Source organism: Terrabacter koreensis, assembly GCF_054783315.1.
Window position 1 is genome coordinate 242,455 of the sequence record NZ_BAAGQU010000011.1, and the last position, 17,453, is coordinate 259,907.

A 17,453-nucleotide genomic window follows, 5' to 3' on the forward strand; every position below is an offset into this window, starting at 1 on the left:
CTCCACATGGCCGAACCACGGATCGAGAAGGACGACGAGCCCCGGGCCGGGCGCCCGTCGGCGACGGTGACCCCCGTGCTCGTCGCGGAGCTGCTCGCTGACGGCGAACGCATGCCGGTCTACGTGCACGTCGTCGACCATCCCGACGGGCGCGTGCTCGTCGACACCGGCATGACGCAGCTGCATCCCGCGGTGGACGACATGGACCCCCTCCTGATCCCCCGGAGCGAGCAGGACGGCCTCGACCCGGACGAGGTCGACGTCGTCGTCAACACCCACCTGCACTTCGACCACTGCGGCGGCAACCACCTGTTCGCAGGCAAGCCCGTCTACGTCCAACGGGCCGAGCTGGACGACGCCCGAACGCTCGACGACTACACGATCCGCGAGTGGGTCGAGGCGCCCGGCGTCGGCTACGTGCCCGTCGACGGCGCTCACGAGCTGATGCCGGGGGTCAGGCTCGTGCCCACGCCCGGCCACACGCGGGGCTCGCAGGTGGTCGTCGTCGAGACCGGCGCGCGCACGGTCGTCATCGCGGGCGACACCGCCGTCTTCCACGACGAGCTCGACAACCCCCGCACCGAGGGACAGCGACTCGTCCGCGCCCTCGCACCAGACGAGGTCTGGCTCTCGCACGAGCACGAGCCGTGGCGCCCCGCGGGCGGCGACGAGCCCTCTCCGGCGGGTGGCTGACAGCATGCGGAAGCTGGCCTTCGCCATGAACGTGAGCCTGGACGGCTACGTCGCCGCCCCGGGCGACGACCTCGGCTGGAGCGTGCCGAGCGACGAGCTGTTCCAGTGGTGGTCGGACCGGGTGGGCTCCACCGGACTCGCGCTCTACGGGCGCAGGCTGTGGGAGACGATGAGCGCGCACTGGCCGATGGCGGGTGAGCAGCCCGGCGCCCCGCCGGCGCACGTCGAGTACGCGCGTCGCTGGCGTGACATGCCGAAGGTCGTCTTCTCCTCGGGCAACCCGGCTGTCGCGTGGAACGCGCGCCTCGTCACCGGTGACGCCGTCACCGAGATCGCCCGGCTGAAGGGCGAGGACGGCGGCCGCATGGACGTGACCGGCGCCACCCTCGCCGCAGCCGCCATCCGGGCCGGGCTGGTCGACGAGTACGTGCTCGTCACCCACCCCGTGCTGGTCGGCGGCGGCACACCGTTCTTCACGAGTCTGGACAGCTGGGTGAACCTCGACCTCGTCGAGACCAGGTCGTTCCCCGACGGCGTGCTCCTCACGAGGTACGCGACCAGGCGCTGACCTCCGGTGTCGGACGCCGGCTAGAGGACGACGGCCGCGCCCATGGCGACGGTGCGGTCCTCGGGGAGCCGGAAGTACTCGGTGGGGGAGGCGGCGTTGTGCGCGAGGCCGACGAAGAGCCGCTTGCGCCACGTGCCCATCTCCTCGCCGGGTCCGCGCTGCACGGTGATGCGGGACAGGAAGTAGTAGGCGCTGTCGGGGTCGACGTCGATGATCTCGAGGTCGCGAGCGAGGGCGAGGGCGCGTGGCACGTCCTGGTCCTCCTGGAAGCCGAAGTTCAGCGTCAGGTGGGTGATGGCGTCGTAGGGGTCGCCGAGGTGGTCGAGGACGACCCGGTCCTCGTCGTCGACGAAGGGGACGTTGAGGGAGGCGGTGCTGACGATGAGGACGTTCTCGTGGATGACGTGGTTGAACGTCGCGTTCTCGCGCAGCGCGAGCGGGGTCGAGTCCTTGCCGGGGTGGAGGAAGACGGCGGTGCCCGGGACCTTCGCCACCGGGTCGTGGTGGAGCCAGTCGATGAACGGCTCGAGGGGGCCTTCCATCGAGGTGCGGCGCTCGGTGACGAGGGTCCGTCCGCGCTGCCACGTGAGCATGACGGTGGCGACGATCGTCGCGATGAGGACGGGCAGCCAGCCGCCGTGGAAGAGCTTGGTGACGTTGGCGCCGAAGTAGGTCAGCTCGAGCCCCACGAGGGGGATGCCCAGCAGGAGCAGCTGCCAGCGGTTCCAGCGCCAGTGGGCTTCGGCGTACATGAGGAAGAGCGTCGTCGTGATGAGGAACGTCCCCGTCACCGCGAGGCCGTATGCCGTCGCGAGCCGCTCCGAGGACTGGAACGTGACGAGCAGCAGGATGACGCCGACGAAGAGGGTCCAGTTGATGGCGGGCACGTAGATCTGTCCGCGCTCGCGGCTGGAGGTGTGGCGCACGGTGAGGCGCGGGAGGTAGCCGAGCCGCTCGGCCTGGCGTGACACCGAGTAGGCGCCGGAGATGACGGCCTGCGACGCGATGACGGTGGCGAGGGTCGCGAGCACGACGAGCGGGAGCCTGAGGGCGTCGGGCGCGAGGCGGAAGAAGGGGTTGGCGGCGGCGGCCGGGTCCCGCAGGATGAGGGCGCCCTGCCCGAGGTAGTTCAGCGTCAGGGCGGGGAAGACGACGACGAACCACGCGCGGCGGATCGGCTGGCGGCCGAAGTGGCCCATGTCGGCGTAGAGCGCCTCGGCCCCGGTGATGGACAGCACGACCGCACCCATGGCGACGAAGGCGATGACCGGGCGGTCGACGACGAAGAGCAGCCCGTAGTGGGGCGAGAGCCCGGTGATGATCGCGGGGTCGCGGACGACCTGGCCGAGACCCAGGACCGCCAGGACGAGGAACCAGAGGGCCATGACGGGGCCGAAGAACCGGCCGACGAGCTGGGTGCCGAGGCGCTGTCCCGCGAAGAGGGCGGTGATGATGACCGCGCCGATCGGGACGACGAGGTGGGCGAGCGAGGGCGTTGAGACCGACAGCCCCTCGATCGCGGACATGACGGAGATGGCCGGCGTGATGACGCTGTCCCCGTAGAAGAGAGATGCGCCCAGCACACCGAGCAGCATCACCAGTCCGAAGCGCTTGCCGCCGGGGCGCACTGCGGTTCGTGCGAGCGCGGCGAGCGCCATGACGCCGCCCTCGCCGTCGTTGTCCGCACGGAGGATGAAGGCGACGTACTTGACCGAGACGACCACGGTGATCGACCAGAACACGAGCGAGATCACGCCGTAGACGTCGCCGGGGGTGGCGGCGACGGTGTTGTGGTCGATGGAGAAGACGGTCTGCAGGGCGTAGAGCGGTGAGGTGCCGATGTCGCCGAAGACGACGCCCAGAGCCCCGAGCGCGAGCCCGACGACGCCGTTGCGTGAGCGGTCCGATTCGTGTGCCACGAACCGACATCCTCCCAGCGGTTGCCGGTTGGCACCGGCTCGAGAGGTGAGGTCAGGCGTCAAGATCGCGTCAAGATCCGCCGTGCCGGGAGCCGTCCGCGGCGAGCCGTCAGGATGCCGTCAAGATCGCGTCAGGATGGCGACGTCAGGTGCCGCGACGCGGCGGTCCGGGTGTGCGCTGGGAGCATGAACAGCAAGGTCATCGCCCCGCGGGGAGCCCTGGTCAGATGGGGGGCGCTGCTGCTGCCCTTCGGGGTCGCGGCGCTGCTCTCGACCGTGCGCGACGCCGTCCGGGGCAGCACTGCCGCGTTGCTGCTCGTCGTGGTCGTCGTTGCGGCCTCTGCCTTCGGCGACCGGCTGGCCGGCATCGTCTCGGCCGCGTCCGCAGCACTGGGCTTCGACTTCTTCCTCGTCGAGCCCTACCACTCGCTGTCGATCAGCAGCAGCGACGACGTCGAGCTCGCGCTCGCACTCCTGACGGTCGGGGTGGCCGTGACCGAGATCGCGTCGTGGGGGCGGCGGCAGAAGGCCACTGCGCAGGTACGCGAGGGGTACCTCCGGGGGTTGGCCGCGCTTCTCGACCTGCCTGATTCGTCGACCGCCGACCAGACGGCGCGGACCATCGGGGCGGCCATCACGCAGGCCCTCGGAGCCGACCGCGCCGAGTGGGTCGCCGGCCACCCGGCGTGGAACGACGCGGTCGTCACCCTCGACGGGCGGATCCGGCTCGGCGGGCGGATGCTGCCGGCCGGGAGCACCTCGCTGCCCACCGACGCGTTCACCGCGCTGCCGGTGCACGCCCACGGACGGCTGGTGGGCCACTTCCGGGTCGTGTCGTCCACGCACGTCGTGCGCCCGACGGCGGAGCAGCTGCGGGTGGCGCTCCTGCTCGCTGACCGCATGGCTGCGGCCTGGCAGATGGAGGCGCGCCCCGCCGCGGCGGGCCCACCAGAGCTCAGGGAGCCCGCTGCAGCAGAAGGTGCACGGTCGTGGGGCCGTCCTGCGCGCCCGGGACGATGACGGCATACCGGGACCAGCGTGGATCGGTCGGGGCGGGCCCGGCGCACCAGCGTGAGCCGGCGGTCACGGCTGGATGATCCAGTGCCTCGGCGACCGCCTGCGGGATGGCCGGCACAGGACCAGCGCCACCGAGACCGCCCTGTCTGCAGAAGTCGACCGCGTCAGCAGCCGAAACCCGGAAGACGAAGAGATAGCTCTCGGCGGAGCCGGTGAACGTCTGCGTCGCGACCCGCCGAACGTCGGCGTGGTCGGGCAGACGCAGGTCTGTTCGCTCGAGCGCGTCGACCGGCCCCGGGATCCCGTGCTCCCCGGCGACGCCGACCGTGTCGCCCGTGCGGGTGCCGGCATACGCGAACCAGCCGTACGAGTCGCCCGTGGAAGGGGCCGTCCCGCCTGCTGAAGGGGTGGCGGCGGGGGGCGTGCCGCATGCTGCCAGCGCGAGCGCCGCGGCGGCCGCCGCAGCCGTGACCGACCACACGGGCCGAGCGGTCACGCGATACCTGGAGTGCCCCATGGAGCCATTGTGGCGGCTGGCGGTTGGGCGCACCCCGTTACGGAGTCTGCTGACTCGGCGGGTGCTCAGCCGCGCGGGAGCGCGACGTCGACCAGCAGGCCCGGGTGGTCGGTGGTGCCGTGCATGTCGATGACCGAGCGAGATCGCACCTCGGGGCCGGGACCGACGACCACGTCCTGGAGGCCCCCGTCGTCGGCGCGCTGGTAGCCGCCGGGCAGGCACGCGTCCGGCCCGTCCGGGCCGCGGGCCGGCAGGTTGAGGTCTGCGCCGAGGATGAGCGGTCCGAGGCCGTCAGGGCGACCGAGCCCCGGGATTACCGTGCCCAGCATCTGGCGGCACTGCTCCAACGCGGTCGTCGTGTCGCGGCTCGTGGAGTGCGTCGTGCACCCGGCGAAGCGCGTGGGCACGTCGACGCACACCCAGACGCGCTGCTCGGGGTCGCGAGGGTTCTGCACCGGGTTGGCTCCGCTGAACGTCCGGGGGACGACTGTCGGGGGAACGACGACGAGGACTCCGTCGCCGAAGTCCTCACCGTTGCGGCAACGAACCGGCGCCCCGGTGTCGCGGTCGTTCACGCGCCCGAACGCCGACGCGACCGATCCCGTTGTGAGGGTGGTCGACATCGCCTTCTCGAGGACGGCGAGGTCGTCGTGGCAGATCTCGTTGAGGCTGACCAGGTCCGGCCGGTGCTCGTGGATCAGCGCCGCGGCCCGGCTGATGGCGCGTCCGCCGGAGTAGCAGTCGGCGCGCCCGCTGTTGCAGAGGTTCATCTGGAGCACGCGCACCGTGCCGTCGGCCCGGGCGCTCGGGGGCGCGCTCACCGCGGCCGGGTCGCTCGCCGCCCGTCCGGCTTCGCATCCCGCGGCACTGCCGACGGCGAAGGCCGCGAAGCACGCCGCAGCAGCTGCCCACCAGGGGTCGCGGACGAGCCGAACGCGCATACCGACCATCGAACTCCGCCGCCGGCACGACGCGCAATCGACGCGGGCAGGTTCGTCAGCCTCGAAGCTGGTCGCGACCTCCCGGAGGTACGCTGCCCGGCAAGCCGATTCGGACCGTGGAGGGACGCGTGTCGAACAAGGTGCTCAGGCTGCTGGTAGTCACCGCGATGACGGTGCTGAGCGCCTGCACGGCGGGGGAGCCGTCCGCGCCCGTCACCTTCCCGACGGTGCAGCCGGCGACGGTGACGAAGCTGCTGGTGTTCGTCGTCGAGAACCACTCGCTGGACCAGATGCGCGCGGCGATGCCCTTCACGACGGAGCTGGGGAAGCAGTTCGCCGTCGCGACGAGCTACCGCGCGGTGACGCACCCCTCGCTGCCGAACTACCTGGCGATGACGGGCGGCAGCACGTTCGGCGTCACCGACGACGGGCCGCCCTCGCGCCACTCGACCGACCAGCCGTCGGTGTTCGGCCAGGCGCTGGCGCTGGGCAAGACGGCCAGGCTGTACGCCGAGGGGATGCCCGGCACCTGCGCCACGGACAACTCGGGGAGGTATGCCGTCAAGCACAACCCGTGGGCCTACTACCTCAGCGAGCGGTCGGCCTGCGCCCGCTACGACGTGCCGGCCGGCGCGCTGGGCAAGGACGCCGCCGCCGGCGAGCTGCCCAACGCCGGCATGGTCGTCCCCGACCTCTGCAACGACGCCCACGACTGCGACCTGTCGGTGGCGGACGGGTGGCTCCGGACCGAGATCGAGGCAGTGATGTCCGGGCCGGACTGGCGCGCAGGGCATCTCGCGCTCGTGGTGACAGCCGACGAGGACGACCGCAGTCAGGACAACCTCGTCCTGACCGCTGTCGCGCACCCGTCCCTGCGTGCTGCCGTCGTCACGACGCCGCTGACCCACTACTCGCTCGCACGTCTCTACAGCGAGGTGCTCGGTGCCCAGCCGCTCGGTGAGGCAGCTGCCGCACCCTCGATGGCCGCGGCATTCGGACTGGATGTCGCCAAGGGTTGAGCTGCCCCTCGCGCGGCAGGGATCATGAATGCATGCGTGCGATCCGCGCGGTGAGCGCCTTCGACGGTGAGCAGTTCCTGCCGGGCGCCACGGTGGTCGTCGACGGCGACCAGATCGTGGGGGTCGAGGCGTACGCGGCGGAACTGCCCGCCGAGGTGGAGGTCACCGAGTATTCGGGCACCGTCCTGCCCGGCCTCGTCGACGCCCATACCCACCTCGTCGCTGACGCGACGATCGGAGGGCTGGAAAGGGCAGGTTCGATGAGCGACGACGCGCTGGACGAGGTCATCCTCTCCTCGCTGCGTTCCCACGCCGCCCACGGCGTGACGACCGTTCGTGACCTGGGTGACGTGGCGTACCGCACGTTGCTGTTCCGCGACGTGCCCGGTATGCCGCGCGTCGTCGCGTCCGGGCCGCCGATCACGACGGCCGGCGGTCACTGCCACTTCCTGGGTGGCGCGGTCCGGGGCACGTCCCGAGAGGACCTCCGCGGCGCCGTCGCCGAGCGCGTCGGCCGCGGAGTCGACGTCGTCAAGGTCATGGCGTCGGGCGGCTTCGCGACACCCGGCACCGACCAGCTCGGCGCGCAGTTCACCGCGGCCCAGCTCGCGGTGCTCGTCGACGAAGCGCACCGCAACGGCCTCTCGCTCCTGGCGCACGCCCACTCGCTCGAGGCGATGGAGAGCGCGGCAGCGGCCGGGGTGGACGGGATCGAGCACTTCAGCGGGCTGTCCGTGACGTCCGGGTCGCACATCGGTGACGACTTCCTCGACGAGGTGGCGCGGCTGGGCATCTACGTGGACCTGACGATGGGCAACGACCGCAGCTTCCACGCGCTGATGCCCGCACCGCCGCCACCGCTGGCCGAGCTCATGAAACGGTTCGGCGTCAAGGACTTCGACGAGTTCTACGCCTCGCGGATCGGCACCCTGAGCCGGCTGAGGGCACACGGCATACGCGTGGTCACGGGAGTCGACTCCGGGATGGCGCCCGCCAAGCAGCACGGCAACGTGTGGCGCGTCGTCGGCGAGATGGCCGAGGCCGGGTACTCCCCGGCCGAGGCCCTCGCCGCCGGGACGTCTCTCACCGCCGAAGCCTGTGGGCTGGGCGGCCGCACCGGCCGTCTCGCCCCGGGCCACGCCGCCGACGTGCTCGTCGTCGACGGTGACCTGTCCGAGGACGTGACGGCGCTGAGCCGACCTGTCGCGGTGCTCGTCCGCGGGAGGGCCGTCGAGCCGACATGGACCATGTCCTGATCCCGGGCGCCGGCGGCCGCGCGTGGTACTGGCACCTCGTCGCCGAGCGTCTGACCGCGGCCGGACATCGAGCGATCGCCGTCGAGCTGCCCGCCGACGACGACACCAAAGGCCTGTCGGACTACGCGGATTCCGTTCTCGATGCGGCGGGCACGGCGCGTGGCGTCGTCGTCGTGGCGGCCTCACTCGGGGCCTTCACCGCGCCCTTGGTCGCAGGTCGGCTCGAGGCGAGCGCGCTCGTGCTGGTCAACCCCATGATCCCGCTGCCGGGGGAGACACCGGGTGATTGGTGGGGCAACACCGGCGCCGTCGAGGCGCGCGAGCAGCGCGCGTCCCGGCTGGGACACCCCCTCGAGCTCGACCCTCGCACCCACCTGTTCCACGACGTGCCACCACAGGTGCTCGCGACCGCCAGCCCGAAGGGGGAGCAGTCGCAGCGGCCGTTCCGCGACCCGTGCACGTTCTCCTCCCTGCCGGCCCACGTCACGGTGGTGTCTGCGCGGGATGACCGCTTCTTCCCACTCGAGTTCCAGCAGCGACTCGCCCGGCAGCGGCTGGGGGTCGAGCCAGTGGTCGTTCCCGGCGGCCACCTGGTGGCGTTGAGCCACCCCGACGCGCTCACGGCCGCGGTGCTCGCCGCACCGGTGGCCGGTAGTCCCGTGTGACGATGCTCAGGTGACCGAGAACGCCGCACGCACGCTGCAGCTGCTGCACGAGAACCAGTACCTCACGCTCGCGACCGCCGACACGAGCGGACGGCCGTGGTCGTCGACGGTCTGGTACGCCGCGTGGCGGCCGTCCCGGTCGGACGAACGCCTCTCGGTGGACCTCATCTGGCTGTCGCGCCCCGAGGCGCAGCACTCGCGGAACCTCCTGCAGCGACCGCAGGTGGGCATCAGCATCTTCGACAGCGCCCAACCCGCCGGCACCGGTGACGGGCTCCAGTTCGCTGCCCGTGCCGAGTTGGCCCCGCCAGCTCTGCTCGACGACGCCGTCGAGGCGTTCTCGGAGGCCTCACTCGCAGCCGGCGGTGGCGCCTGGACGCGCGCCCAGGTGGAGGCGCCAGCACTGCCGCGGCTCTACATCGCTCGGCCCGAGTCGGCGTACCTTCTGGGGGCCGGAACGAGGGTGGACGTCCCGCTCGCCTGAGCCGGTGCACGCGCGGCGCGTGGCTCCGAGGGCCGTCGACTCGACGTTGGTGCCGACTGCCGCAGCGGGACTGGGCTCCCCGACCATCGACAGAGCGCTCCGGGTGCGAGCACCATCCCGTCATACGTCGTCCGATCGCCACCCGGGAGCCTGCATGAGACGCGTGTTCGCTGTCGTCGTCGCCCACCCGGATGACGAAGTCTTCAGCTGGGCGGGGACCGTCGCGCTGCACGCGCACGACCCCGACTTCAGGTTCGTCCTCATCCACGCCACGCGAGGCGAGGCGGGGGACATCCGGCCGGGCTTCCCCGCCACCCGAGACACCTTGGGCAGCATCCGACAGGCGGAGAGCGAGGCGGCCTGGCGCGCGGTGGGACGCACTCCCGACCGGCACGAGTGGCTCGGGTATCCGGACAGCGGGCTCGCCGGTGTCCCCGCCGAGGAGCTGAGCGAGCGGATCGGCGAGATCCTCGCCGAGGAGAGGCCGGACGTGGTCGCCGGCTTCGGGCGTGACGGGATCACCGGGCACCCGGACCACGTCACCGTGGGCGCTTGCACCGACGCCGCCTTCGCGGGCCTGGTGCGCTCCGGCGGCCCCGGCTTCAGGCGGTTGCTGCACCACGTGCTGCCCCAGTCCGTCTTCGACCGCTGGCAACAGCAGCGGCGAGAGCTCGACCTGCCGGTCTTCGACCCGACCCGGTCTTCCACGGTCGCGGCGTGCCCGACGACGAGATCCATCTCGTCGTCGACTGCAGGTCGGTCGCACGTCAGATCGTCGCGGGAATCCTCGAGCACCGGAGCCAGCTGCACGTCATGGCAGACCAGCCGGTCGACGAGCACCGCCTCGCGCGCATCGTGAGTCGGGAGTGGGCCACGGTGGTCTGGCCGCCGACGACGTGGAAAGAGCAGCCACTGACCGACGTGTTCGAAGGTCTCTGAGAGGCGACGGCTCATCTGTCGGTACGCGGTGGTCGCGCACGTCGTGTAGACGGCTTCCGCCTCGACGGGCGCTGGTCCGCAATGCCGCACAGGTTCCCGTCGGTCACCGGCTCACCGCGGTAGGGGATTCGGGCCGGTCGCGGTCACGAGCCGTTGGGGGACCCAGCCGTCGACGTGCCGGAACCCGTCCTCGAACGGGCCGCTGTAGAGCTCGACGGACTCCCTGAGTGAGAGCCGGTAGAACTTCACGTGGGTGAAGTCCTCGAACAGGATGTAGACCGGGTCCGGCGTGCTGTGCGGCCCTTGGAACTGTTGTCCCGTCAGGACGGGCTTGTGGGCGTCGACGAAGGCGTCGAACGTGTCGCCGACGACGACGCCGAGATGCTCGAGCCCCATCTTGTAGACGCGCTGGTGCACCGGTGGGATGAGCTCGATCAGCGGAACGCCTTTGCCGCCAAGCACTTCCAGCGGCTGGGCAGGCACGATCAACGAGATCGGCCGGCCGTTCCAGAGGTTCTCCCGGTTGGTGACCGCGTGCCGCTCGAGCAGGTTCCGGGCGTGGACGTACTGCTCCCACTCCGGCACGCGGAAGGCGACGTGGCTCAGGTCGTAGGGGCTGATGTCGATGCCTCGGGCCAGGAGGCGTTCTGCCTGTTGCGCGGCAAACCCGGCATAGTCCCCGATGATGTCGCGCACCGGATCGGACATCGTCGCCTCGCCTCCTCTCGCCCGCCACGATACGGCCGCTGCACGGCATACGCAGGGACTCGTCGGGCATTGACGGCCCTCGTGGACATGGCGAGACTGAAAGTCTGGGGAAGGAGCCCCGCGATGGCGTGGAATCTGACCGGCAGCTACGTCGAGACCTGCTCGTGCGAACTGATGTGCCCGTGCAACCTCTCCCTGGACCACGGGGCCACGTACGACTACTGCAGGGTCACCCTCGTCTTCAACATCCGCGAGGGGCAGGTCGAGGGGACCGACATCGCGGGAAGAAGGGTCGTGCTGATCGCCGACACCCCGAAGGTGATGACCGAGGGCAACTGGCGCCTGGGCGTCTACGTCGACGACGAGGCGAGCGACGAGCAGTTCGACCAGCTCGTCAAGGTGTTCGGAGGCCAGCTCGGTGGCCCGATGGGGGCGCTCGCGCCGCTCGTCGGTGAGGTCGGGGGCGCGGAGCGTGCGGCGATCGAGGTGAGGGACGACGGGCTGGTCCACAGCGTCCGGGTGGGGGACACGATCGACTTCGAGATCGAGGACGTCGTCCCGTTCGGGGTGGAGACCGGCGAGCCGGTGCGCTTCAACGGCATGTTCCACCCGGTCGGCTCGGACCTGACGATGGCGGAGGCGAAGCGCACGCGCATCGATGCCTTCGGCATCTCCTACGAGGGCAGGACCGGGCTGTCGACATCCGAGTTCTCCTGGGCAGCCTGATCCCGATGCGGTCGACGGCCGCGCCCGTGCAGGGTTCGGAGATCGCGCCTGCGTATGCCGCCGCGCGGGCCCGTCTCGGTCTGGTTGCCGTCCTCCTGGTGGTGGCGTCGCTCGGGTGGGTGTGGACCGCGCGCCAGATGCGCGGGATGGATGGCGGGCCCTGGACGAGCCTGGGGACGCTCGGATGGTTCCTGACCGTCTGGGTCGTGATGATGGCCGCCATGATGCTGCCCTCCGTGGCGCCGACAATCGCCTTGTACAGCAAGGTCACCCGCGAGCAGTCGCCGATGTCACCGTGGCTGTTCACCGGCGGCTACCTGCTCACGTGGGCCGGGGCCGGGCTGGTCGCGTATGCCGTCGGCGCCCTCGCCGGCGCCCTGTTCGGTGACGCGCTCGGCTGGGATCGCGCGGGTCGCCCTGTTGCCGCGGCGACGCTCATGGTCGCTGCCGTCTACGAGCTCACTCCGCTCAAGAGCGTGTGCCTGTCCAAGTGCCGGAGCCCGCTCGGGACTCTCCTCGGTTCGTGGCGCGGAGGGCGCAGCGGTGCTCTGCGGATGGGGATGCGGAACGGGGCGTGGTGCGTTGGCTGCTGCTGGGCCCTCATGGCCTCGCTGTTCGCGCTCGGGGTGATGAGCGTGACCTGGATGGCGTTCGTCGCCGCACTCATCGCCGTGGAGAAGACGCTTCCCTGGCGTCGTGGCCTCACGTACGCGACCGCGGCCGTCCTGCTGGCCGTGGGTCTCATCCTGGCTGTGGCGCCTCACGCGCTGCCGGGCCTGACGATCCCCTCCGGCCAGACGATGCAGATGGGCTGACGGCGATCACGAGCGGATGCCACTCGGTTCTGGTGGCACCGGATACAAGGGCGGCGTCACCTCCTCGGTTTCCCCGGGATTGGGGTTGGGACTAGGAGGCGACGCCGTCGGCGCTCCCATACCCCCATCGGTGCCCGAAATATCGCTTTTGTCCTATTCACACTCTCGGGTCACCCGCCGGAAGTCGCCCCCAAGGCCGTCGATTGACCGCCGATTCGGGCGGCGGGACCATGAAGGATGGCGCGGCGTTCCCCGAGCGGGCTGGCGTGGTGTGCGGTGTCCGTCCTGGCGCTGTGCGCCGGCGCGTGCACGACCGCCCCGGCACAACGTGCGGCGTCGACCGCCTCTTCCGGCACAGCCGAGGTGCCCGGGTCCTCCACCCCGTCGGCAGCCTTCCTCGATCGGGCGGAGGCCAGCGTACGCACCGGAGTGGCCAGCTACGCGGGACGAGGCGACGCGGCCATGGTCGCCCTGATCCGGGACGGCGCGCAGACGCGCGTCGTCACCGCTGGCTTCGCTGACGCCGCCAAGCGGGACCCCGTCACCGCGCAGGACCGTTTCCGCATCGCGAGCATCACCAAGTCGATGGTCGCCACAGCCGTGCTGCAGTTCGCCGCGTCCGGTCGGCTCGGGCTCGACGACCCCGTCGTCAGGTGGCTGCCGGGGCTGCTCCCGAACCGCCAGATCACCATCCGGCACCTGCTCAGCCACCGATCGGGTCTGCACGAGCTGACCGAGCAGGAGTACGCGTCCGCCAAGATCCGCTCGGACCGCGACCTGATCGCCGCAACGGTCAAGCACCCCCTGGACTTCACCCCGGGCAGCGACGGCGCCTACTCCAACACGGGATACGTCGTGCTGGGCCTCCTGGTCGAGAAGCTGTCCGGGCAGCCGTTGCAGGCGGCGCTGCAGCAGGCCGTCTTCGAGCCGGCCGGGATGCGGTCCACCACGCTCGGTGGCACTCCCACGGTGGTTCCTCGCTCGGGAGGGGTCTTCATCCAGGACGAGGGTCTGGACGGCGTCGGAATGGCGGCCGGCGGCGTCGTGTCGACAGCGGGCGACGTGGACCGCTTCTACGAGCGCCTCTTCTCCGGCGGGTTCCTGCCGTCGGGCCTCGTGGCCACCATGGGGAGTCCGACCGGGACCGTGCCCTTCGGTCAGGGCGAGTACGGGCTCGGGCTGTGGATCTGGTCCTTGTCGTGCGGCGAGGGCCTGGGCCACAGCGGCGCTCTCACGGGCTACACCACCAAGGTCTGGACCCTCAAGGGCAGCGACCGGCGCGCAGTCGTCCTCGTCGACGACGGCCAGGCTCAGTCCTTCGCCGACAACATCGCCGACGACGCCCTGTGCCCTTGACGGCGCGACCGGCAGCGCGGCTTGGCCGCGGCTTCCAGGGCACGGCCGGTAGCGGCACCGCGGCGACTTCACGGTCATTGACCAAGGCGGTGCCTCAGCTTCTGGGGTGCGCAGAACCGGTAGCTCTCGGTCACCAGCTCGGCGACCTCGTCCCACACGGTGTCGTCGTCGAGCACCATGCCGATGACGGTGGGCGACCAGGGTGGCTTGAAGAAGGGCGGCCCGGCGTTGCCCAGCGCAAAGAGCTCGTCCCCGGATGACCGAAAGGTCAGCACCGTGGTTGGTTCCGTCACCCCGGTCAGGTCACGGTAGGCCGAGGCGTAGCCCTCCTGGGCGACCAACACGTGGGCGAAGGTCTTGTTGCGGACCCGCCACCGTACGCCGGTCCAGGCGTCCTCCTCGTACGCGTCGGGCAGTGCCAACGCCGTGGCACCGATCCGCGCGACGACGTCGCCGGAGGGCTCGATGCGAGGCGGCCTGGGCATGCCCCGGAGTCTGCCAGCGCGTGCCGACAGGAGGTCGCGCGTCGAGGCTGCGATGATGCCGACATGAGCGAGGCCGTGCAGCGGTACGTGGCGTTCTCGGACGATCCCGAGGGCGGCAACCCCGCCGGGGTCGTACTGCAAGCAGACGGGCTGAGTGACGACCGGATGCTCGCGATCGCTGCCGAGCTGGGCTACAGCGAGACTGCCTTCCTTTTCGGCACCAGGATCCGCTACTTCTCACCGCTGGCCGAGGTCCCGTTCTGCGGGCACGCCACCATCGCAACGGCCGTGGCCCTGGCGGAGCGCGACGGCCCGGGCGACGTCGTCCTCACGACCGTGAACGGCCCGGTGCCGGTCACGACCCGGCGCGATGGCGACGGCCGCATCCTTGCCACGCTCACCAGTGTGCCCGCGCGCATCTCCGACATCGCACCGACGGATCTGCGGGAGCTGCTCGCGTCACTCGGCTGGAGCGCGACCGACCTCGACCCGGCGCTGCCGCCGCGAGTCGGGTACGCCGGCGCCTGGCATCCCGTGATCGCCGCCGCCTCGCGCCAGCGCTTGTCCGCGCTCGACTACGACTTCGACCGGCTGGCGACCCTCATGGCCGAGCGCGAGTGGACGACGATCCAGCTCATCTGGCGCGAGGCCGAGACGATCTTCCACTCGCGCAACCCCTTCCCGCCGGGCGGTGTCGTCGAGGATCCCGCGACCGGCGCCGCCGCAGCCGCGCTCGGGGCCTATCTACGCGACCTGCACCTCGTGCCCTTGCCCGCCACGGTCAGCATCCACCAGGGCGAGGATCTCGGGCGACCCGGACGCCTCCTCGTCGACATCCGCGCCGACCGACCCGAGATCCAGGTGACCGGCACCGCCGTCGCGATCACGTGAACCGCTGACCGACGGCATACGCTGCTGGTCCCGGCCTACGATGCGGGCTCAGAGGTCCGTGGTGCCCGCTGGCGGATCTCGTCGACGATCTCGACGAGGCGTGCGAGGCCACCGGCCCGTTCCATGCTCTTGGCGATGGCCTGTGCCCTCGCCCGGTAGACCGGTTGGTCGAGCACGGAGCGAACGGCGTCCCGGACCGCGGCGGGCGTTGGGGTCTCGGTGTTGAGCCGGCGTCCGGCGCCAGACCACGCGACCCGAGCGGCTACTTCCGGCTTGTCCTCCTTGCCGCCGCTGGTGACGATCGGGACCCCGTGGCGAAGGGCGTACTGAACGCCGCCGTAGCCGCCGTTCGTGACGAAGACGTCGGTCTTGGGCAGCAGTGAGTCGTACGGCAGGTAGGGCGCGGCTCGGGCGTTCTCGGGCAGGGCCGGCAGCGTGTCGAGGGGGCGTCCGCCGGTGGACACGACGACGAGCACATCGTCGTCGGCGAGCGCCTTGAGGGTGGGGGCGATGATCTGGCGGTAGTCGCGGTTCGCGATGGTGCCCTGGGTGACGTGGACCACCGGCCGGGTTCCGTCGAGCTGGTCCCACCACGGCGGAAGCGGTGCCTGCGATCCGCTGGCGGAGATCGGGCCGACGAAGTGCAGGGTCGAGGGAGCGTCCGACCTCGGGTACTCGAAGTCGGGGACGGTGAACTGGGCGATCGCCTCGGCGTGCCTGGGCCAGTCGAGTATCGGGAAGGGCAGGGGCCGTCCGAACAGCGCGCGGTGGATCTCGTCAGCTGCGCGCTGCGCCGGCGCGAAGACGGTACGGGCAGCGAGCTGGGCCAGCAGCGCGTTGCGCAGTCGGCCGACCGGACCGCGGAGAGGGGTCAGCCCCATCCCGTAGGGAGCAGTGTCGCGGCTCGCGATCGTCAACGGCACGACGCCGCAGACGAGGACCGGAGGCCGGTCTCCGAGCGCGTGGCCGCCGACGAACGCCGCGCCGACGAAAGCGGGGTCGGCCAGCAGGACGTCGGCGCGCTCCTTCGCGTGCAGGGCCATGACCGCCTTGTGCTGCGCTCTGGCGGGTCGCACGAAAACGTTTTCGATGTCGAAGGCGAGGGCCTTGGCCCCCTTGAGGGCGACGCGCTCGGGGAAGGTCTGTGCCAGGTCCTGCCGATCGTCGAAGTCTGCCTCGCCCGGCAGGGGCACGTGCTCGGCGCCGGTGTCGCTCACGGGCTGCACGAAACGCGTGCCGGTCAGGAATCGGACCCGGTCGCCGCGCTCTCGGAGCCTGCGAGCGACGCTCAGCAGGGGAGTGACGTGCCCGTGGACCGGGACGGTCGCGATGATGATGGATGCCATGACTCACCTCGCCGAATCGGCGACGCCACGATTCAGCGCCATCTCATAGTGTTCACCTCCATGAGATAGTGGTCAATATGCCAAAGCATGACAAGGCTGCCCGCCCGTACAAGTCCGACCTGCGCCGGCGCCAAGCGGCCGACACACGGCTCCGGGTGGTCCAGGCGAGTCTGACCCTCTTCGAGAGACAGGGTTACCGAGCCACGACGTTCGCGCAGCTGGCGGCCGAGGCCGGCGTGTCGGTCAAGACCGTGCAGGAGCACGGGCCCAAGTCCGCTCTGCTGCAAGCCGCGGTCGAGCTGGCCTCCTTCGGGGTCGAGGGGGAGAGCGACTTCTTCGCCACTGATCTCGGTCGGGCGATGCTGCAGGTCGAGAGCGCGGAGGCGCTCGCGAACATGATCGGCAGAGCGATGCTCGCGATCAACGCTCCCTCCGCGGGCCTCTGGACCACGTTCGTGAGCGCGGCGCATGCCGACCACGAGCTCAGTCGCTACCACGCGCGCATGCTGTCGCTGATCCGCGCTCAGGTCGAGCACGTCCTGCGCTACATCGAGTCCCGCGGCTGGCTCCGGCGCGACGTGCCCTTGGCCGATCTCGTCGAGGCGTTCTGCATCATCACGTCCCTGGAGACCTACGTGCGGTTCGTCGATCACGACGGCATACCACCGGCGCGCTACGAGGAGTTCGTGGCGCGGACCATCCGCGAGACCATCCTCGCGCGCTGACCAGGCGCCCGCTCCGAGCCAAGCGACCGCTCACGGACGAGGACCAGCTCGTCGCGAGCCAGGACGCGGGACCGTTCCCTGGCCGATGGCTCGGGCGCGGCGGATCGACGCAGGTCCGCCGTTTCGAGACGACGGCCCGTTCTCAGTGGGGCGCCGGGACCGCTCACGGGCGAAAGCCCTCATTCTGCCACGCGTGTTCGGCGAAGCTGAACAGCCGCTGCGGGGTGATCCGCAGCCAGTAGGCCGCCCAGGCGATGGTGCCGCCGCGGTTGCGTAGCTCGGTGATGTGTCGGAGGTCCTCTGGCACGGTTGTCACCACTTCGGCCGGGCCTTCGATGAGCACGGCGGCGTGCGTGTCGTGTTCACCCTCGAGGATGGACAGC

The 17,453-nt window shown here is 70.9% G+C and carries 20 protein-coding genes; 13 read left to right on the forward strand and 7 right to left on the reverse strand.

The annotated features are described in order from the left end of the window. The first annotated feature begins 6 nt into the window (after positions 1–6). Both ACYVNR_RS18860 and ACYVNR_RS18865 read left to right on the forward strand, forming a co-directional pair. Complete coding sequence (locus tag ACYVNR_RS18860; protein WP_461050129.1) at positions 7–693, forward strand: N-acyl homoserine lactonase family protein; 687 nt, start codon at positions 7–9, stop codon at positions 691–693. Between the two features lie 4 nt (positions 694–697). After that, positions 698–1,261 (forward strand): dihydrofolate reductase family protein, encoded by a 564-nt coding sequence (locus ACYVNR_RS18865; protein WP_461050131.1) that lies wholly within the window; start codon positions 698–700, stop codon positions 1,259–1,261. Between the two features lie 20 nt (positions 1,262–1,281). Here the strand turns inward: ACYVNR_RS18865 and ACYVNR_RS18870 are convergent, their stop codons facing one another. Beyond that, positions 1,282–3,180 carry a potassium transporter Kup gene (locus ACYVNR_RS18870; RefSeq protein ID WP_461050133.1) on the reverse strand — a complete coding sequence of 633 codons (1,899 nt, stop codon included), beginning with the start codon at positions 3,178–3,180 and terminating at the stop codon, positions 1,282–1,284. Positions 3,181–3,366: 186 nt separating this feature from the next. Here ACYVNR_RS18870 and ACYVNR_RS18875 point away from each other — a divergent pair, with 186 nt between their 5' ends. Further along, positions 3,367–4,200, forward strand: a complete 834-nt coding sequence (locus ACYVNR_RS18875) for a DUF4118 domain-containing protein (protein ID WP_461050135.1) — start codon at positions 3,367–3,369, stop codon at positions 4,198–4,200. On the opposite strand, the gene ACYVNR_RS18880 is transcribed toward ACYVNR_RS18875, so the two are convergent. Both ACYVNR_RS18880 and ACYVNR_RS18885 read right to left on the reverse strand, forming a co-directional pair. Continuing rightward, positions 4,136–4,714 carry a hypothetical protein gene (locus ACYVNR_RS18880; RefSeq protein WP_461050137.1) on the reverse strand — a complete coding sequence of 193 codons (579 nt, stop codon included), beginning with the start codon at positions 4,712–4,714 and terminating at the stop codon, positions 4,136–4,138. The genes ACYVNR_RS18875 and ACYVNR_RS18880 overlap by 65 nt on opposite strands. A 65-nt stretch (positions 4,715–4,779) precedes the next feature. Then, on the reverse strand, positions 4,780–5,655 hold the full coding sequence (locus ACYVNR_RS18885) for an endonuclease/exonuclease/phosphatase family protein (RefSeq protein WP_461050139.1): 876 nt from the start codon (positions 5,653–5,655) through the stop codon (positions 4,780–4,782). 128 nt (positions 5,656–5,783) lie between these two features. Here ACYVNR_RS18885 and ACYVNR_RS18890 point away from each other — a divergent pair, with 128 nt between their 5' ends. The 5 genes from ACYVNR_RS18890 (at position 5,784) to ACYVNR_RS18910 (ending at position 9,938) form a co-directional block, all read left to right on the forward strand. Further along, positions 5,784–6,674 carry an alkaline phosphatase family protein gene (locus ACYVNR_RS18890; RefSeq protein WP_461050141.1) on the forward strand — a complete coding sequence of 297 codons (891 nt, stop codon included), beginning with the start codon at positions 5,784–5,786 and terminating at the stop codon, positions 6,672–6,674. A gap of 32 nt (positions 6,675–6,706) precedes the next feature. Further along, entirely contained in the window at positions 6,707–7,930 is a 1,224-nt protein-coding gene (locus tag ACYVNR_RS18895; RefSeq protein WP_461050143.1) for an amidohydrolase family protein, read from the forward strand. Further along, positions 7,915–8,595 (forward strand): alpha/beta fold hydrolase, encoded by a 681-nt coding sequence (locus tag ACYVNR_RS18900; RefSeq protein ID WP_461050146.1) that lies wholly within the window; start codon positions 7,915–7,917, stop codon positions 8,593–8,595. The genes ACYVNR_RS18895 and ACYVNR_RS18900 overlap by 16 nt, the downstream gene beginning before the upstream one ends. Before the next feature lie 10 nt (positions 8,596–8,605). Next, complete coding sequence (locus ACYVNR_RS18905; RefSeq protein ID WP_461050148.1) at positions 8,606–9,079, forward strand: pyridoxamine 5'-phosphate oxidase family protein; 474 nt, start codon at positions 8,606–8,608, stop codon at positions 9,077–9,079. A gap of 154 nt (positions 9,080–9,233) precedes the next feature. Next, on the forward strand, positions 9,234–9,938 hold the full coding sequence (locus tag ACYVNR_RS18910; protein ID WP_461050150.1) for a PIG-L deacetylase family protein: 705 nt from the start codon (positions 9,234–9,236) through the stop codon (positions 9,936–9,938). Between the two features lie 191 nt (positions 9,939–10,129). On the opposite strand, the gene ACYVNR_RS18915 is transcribed toward ACYVNR_RS18910, so the two are convergent. Then, entirely contained in the window at positions 10,130–10,714 is a 585-nt protein-coding gene (locus tag ACYVNR_RS18915) for a VOC family protein (RefSeq protein ID WP_461050152.1), read from the reverse strand. A gap of 135 nt (positions 10,715–10,849) precedes the next feature. Here ACYVNR_RS18915 and ACYVNR_RS18920 point away from each other — a divergent pair, with 135 nt between their 5' ends. From ACYVNR_RS18920 to ACYVNR_RS18930, 3 genes are all read left to right on the forward strand, one after another. Then, positions 10,850–11,452, forward strand: coding sequence for a DUF1326 domain-containing protein (locus ACYVNR_RS18920; protein WP_461050154.1), 603 nt, complete (start codon positions 10,850–10,852; stop codon positions 11,450–11,452). Between the two features lie 5 nt (positions 11,453–11,457). Further along, a complete protein-coding gene (locus ACYVNR_RS18925; RefSeq protein WP_461050156.1) occupies positions 11,458–12,267 on the forward strand; it encodes a DUF2182 domain-containing protein in 810 nt (269 codons plus the stop codon). A 237-nt stretch (positions 12,268–12,504) separates the two neighbouring features. After that, positions 12,505–13,623 carry a serine hydrolase domain-containing protein gene (locus ACYVNR_RS18930; RefSeq protein WP_461050158.1) on the forward strand — a complete coding sequence of 373 codons (1,119 nt, stop codon included), beginning with the start codon at positions 12,505–12,507 and terminating at the stop codon, positions 13,621–13,623. Positions 13,624–13,697: 74 nt separating this feature from the next. Here ACYVNR_RS18930 and ACYVNR_RS18935 read toward each other — a convergent pair whose 3' ends face one another. Further along, a complete protein-coding gene (locus ACYVNR_RS18935; RefSeq protein ID WP_461050160.1) occupies positions 13,698–14,108 on the reverse strand; it encodes an MmcQ/YjbR family DNA-binding protein in 411 nt (136 codons plus the stop codon). A 63-nt stretch (positions 14,109–14,171) separates the two neighbouring features. On the opposite strand from ACYVNR_RS18935, the gene ACYVNR_RS18940 reads away from it, so the two are divergent. Then, entirely contained in the window at positions 14,172–14,999 is an 828-nt protein-coding gene (locus tag ACYVNR_RS18940; protein ID WP_461050162.1) for a PhzF family phenazine biosynthesis protein, read from the forward strand. A gap of 35 nt (positions 15,000–15,034) precedes the next feature. Here ACYVNR_RS18940 and ACYVNR_RS18945 read toward each other — a convergent pair whose 3' ends face one another. Beyond that, entirely contained in the window at positions 15,035–16,345 is a 1,311-nt protein-coding gene (locus ACYVNR_RS18945; RefSeq protein ID WP_461050163.1) for a glycosyltransferase, read from the reverse strand. Between the two features lie 77 nt (positions 16,346–16,422). Here ACYVNR_RS18945 and ACYVNR_RS18950 point away from each other — a divergent pair, with 77 nt between their 5' ends. Then, positions 16,423–17,070: a TetR/AcrR family transcriptional regulator gene (locus tag ACYVNR_RS18950; protein ID WP_461050165.1), complete on the forward strand. Its 648-nt coding sequence runs from the start codon at positions 16,423–16,425 to the stop codon at positions 17,068–17,070. Between the two features lie 163 nt (positions 17,071–17,233). On the opposite strand, the gene ACYVNR_RS18955 is transcribed toward ACYVNR_RS18950, so the two are convergent. Next, positions 17,234–17,453, reverse strand: a 220-nt coding sequence (locus ACYVNR_RS18955; protein ID WP_461050167.1) for a hypothetical protein, incomplete at its 5' end; no start/stop codon positions are given.

Bases quoted from the DNA above. Each gene is read 5' to 3' on its own strand.
- ACYVNR_RS18860 (WP_461050129.1), top strand. From the start codon at position 7: ATGGCCGAACCACGGATCGAGAAGGACGACGAGCCCCGGGCCGGGCGC.
- ACYVNR_RS18865 (WP_461050131.1), top strand. From the start codon at position 698: ATGCGGAAGCTGGCCTTCGCCATGAACGTGAGCCTGGACGGCTACGTC.
- ACYVNR_RS18875 (WP_461050135.1), top strand. From the start codon at position 3,367: ATGAACAGCAAGGTCATCGCCCCGCGGGGAGCCCTGGTCAGATGGGGG.
- ACYVNR_RS18880 (WP_461050137.1), bottom strand. From the start codon at position 4,714: ATGGGGCACTCCAGGTATCGCGTGACCGCTCGGCCCGTGTGGTCGGTC.
- ACYVNR_RS18885 (WP_461050139.1), bottom strand. From the start codon at position 5,655: ATGCGCGTTCGGCTCGTCCGCGACCCCTGGTGGGCAGCTGCTGCGGCG.
- ACYVNR_RS18895 (WP_461050143.1), top strand. From the start codon at position 6,707: ATGCGTGCGATCCGCGCGGTGAGCGCCTTCGACGGTGAGCAGTTCCTG.
- ACYVNR_RS18900 (WP_461050146.1), top strand. From the start codon at position 7,915: ATGGACCATGTCCTGATCCCGGGCGCCGGCGGCCGCGCGTGGTACTGG.
- ACYVNR_RS18910 (WP_461050150.1), top strand. From the start codon at position 9,234: ATGAGACGCGTGTTCGCTGTCGTCGTCGCCCACCCGGATGACGAAGTC.
- ACYVNR_RS18920 (WP_461050154.1), top strand. From the start codon at position 10,850: ATGGCGTGGAATCTGACCGGCAGCTACGTCGAGACCTGCTCGTGCGAA.
- ACYVNR_RS18925 (WP_461050156.1), top strand. From the start codon at position 11,458: ATGCGGTCGACGGCCGCGCCCGTGCAGGGTTCGGAGATCGCGCCTGCG.
- ACYVNR_RS18930 (WP_461050158.1), top strand. From the start codon at position 12,505: ATGGCGCGGCGTTCCCCGAGCGGGCTGGCGTGGTGTGCGGTGTCCGTC.
- ACYVNR_RS18935 (WP_461050160.1), bottom strand. From the start codon at position 14,108: ATGCCCAGGCCGCCTCGCATCGAGCCCTCCGGCGACGTCGTCGCGCGG.
- ACYVNR_RS18940 (WP_461050162.1), top strand. From the start codon at position 14,172: ATGAGCGAGGCCGTGCAGCGGTACGTGGCGTTCTCGGACGATCCCGAG.
- ACYVNR_RS18945 (WP_461050163.1), bottom strand. From the start codon at position 16,345: ATGGCATCCATCATCATCGCGACCGTCCCGGTCCACGGGCACGTCACT.
- ACYVNR_RS18950 (WP_461050165.1), top strand. From the start codon at position 16,423: ATGCCAAAGCATGACAAGGCTGCCCGCCCGTACAAGTCCGACCTGCGC.